At 66.3% G+C, this 267-nt stretch carries 1 protein-coding gene; it reads right to left on the reverse strand.

Annotated elements, in window-relative coordinates; genetic code table 11:
* The coding region (locus SB786_RS36495; RefSeq protein ID WP_410731617.1) for a hypothetical protein at nucleotides 1-267 on the reverse strand (267 nt) is incomplete at both ends.

Raw genomic sequence — 267 nt, forward strand, 5'->3', positions numbered from 1 at the left:
GGTTGGTGTCGATGCGACTGCCGATCACGCCCAGCAGCAGATTCACGAAAGCCAGTCCGAGCCAGAGAAGCGGCCCGTCATAGCGGGTAGGCGGAGCGAGCATGGGCGGCGTGCGCATCGATGCGGCGGAGGCGGTATTGGCGGAATCGGCGGTATTGGCGGTATTGGCGTCCGGACTCGCCGCGCTTTCATCCGCCGTCGCATCGGGCGTGGACGCGCCTGTCTGTTCGGGGTCCGTCAAGCGTTGCGTCAGCGAATTGACGGCCG

This window comes from Burkholderia sp. SIMBA_062 (assembly GCF_046534765.1).
Lineage (GTDB): Bacteria > Pseudomonadota > Gammaproteobacteria > Burkholderiales > Burkholderiaceae > Burkholderia > Burkholderia ambifaria.